This window comes from Pedobacter psychrodurus (assembly GCF_032678585.1).
GTDB classification, from domain to species: domain Bacteria; phylum Bacteroidota; class Bacteroidia; order Sphingobacteriales; family Sphingobacteriaceae; genus Pedobacter; species Pedobacter psychrodurus_A.
The window spans coordinates 1-1325 of record NZ_JAVTSN010000124.1 but is presented as its reverse complement, the minus strand read 5'-3'; the positions used below and the strand labels follow the sequence as shown (position 1 = coordinate 1325).

1 protein-coding gene is annotated in these 1325 nt (G+C 38.3%); it reads left to right on the top strand.

Annotated elements, in window-relative coordinates:
- Window positions 1-246: 246 nt before the first annotated feature.
- Window positions 247-1325, top strand: a 1079-nt coding sequence (locus R2S57_RS30315) for an IS4 family transposase (RefSeq protein WP_316848648.1), incomplete at its 3' end; no start/stop codon positions are given.

Sequence of the window (1325 nt, the reverse complement as noted above, 5' to 3'; positions counted from 1 at the left end):
CAATGCTATTAAGTTAAGAAAATAACTTTCTGTTTTACAGGTAAATAACTATATTTAATCAAACATAAAAACAAATATAAATGAGCATCATTTCAAATAACCGGTTAAGGGAGAAACATACAGTTTCTTCTAAAAAAAACATTTGATTTCATCCATTTTAATCCCTTAGTAAGCAGCTATATTACTTCACCAATCTTTTTTAGCAGGAAGCGATCATTAACTTTCCCAACGGTTGTTTGCCTGATTTTGAATCTTTTCAAAGAATCAGTTGAGTATAATCTTTCGTTTCTTTTGCCCACCTTAGGTATTCACCCTGTTAGTGGAGCCGCCTTTTCGCTCGCCCGCTATAAGATTAAATTGTCTTTTTTTGTTGAACTGAACCGATTACTGCTAAACTTTCATCAACGGAATTCGGTTAAGCTCTGGAAAGGTTTCCAGCTACTCGCCGGTGACGGTTCAACGGTTTCCCTACCTCCCTCAAGACAGATAAAACAATACTTTGGCGTTTATTCGGAAAAAGGTGGAAAGATAAAAAGCTGTATGGCAAGAGTTTTTGCGCTTTATGATGTCTATTCAAATATTATTCTATCCTCAGCGCTGTCAGGAATGGAGGTTTCTGAAAAAGTAATGCTCAAAAATTGTATCGGTGAACTTGAAGGCAACAAGCAGCTTATAATCCTGGATAGAGGATTTGGCTATTTTAATATATGCAATGAGCTGATCCGTCAAAAAAAGGCTTTCTGCATCCGGCTATCAACAGCTCAGTCTTTTTTCGCTAAGGCAGCTCTGGCGAACCCGCTAAACGACTTTATTACGCAGTGGGTACCTAGCGAGGCTGAGAAAAAGACATGCTCCGAACTGGGCAATGATTGTGGTTCTATCAAGGTAAGGGTATCTAAGATAAGGCTAAATACGGGTGAAATAGAACTACTGGTTTCTTCCTTGTTCGATCTGGAAGCTATAAAACTAACCGATATGGCTGAACTTTACGGCTTTAGATGGGGTATAGAGGAGGCGTTTAAAAAGCTCAAGCCAAAGATGAAGCTTGAGCAGTTTGGAAGTAGAAAGCCGGATGGGATATTTCAAGAATTTCAAGCGCATGTATTTATGATGAATCTCATTTCCCTGATGGGAGAGCAGGCTCAGATTGAAATAACAAAAAAGTACAGCACCAGGAAGCTAACGTATAAATACAACTGGCAGAATGCTTTCCGCACAATAAGGCGACAAATCATTCAAATCATTGGTTTGGACAATAGTGAAAAGGTTTTTGATAAAATAATAGAATCCATAAAGGCGTCAATTATTCCAATAAAACCCGGGCG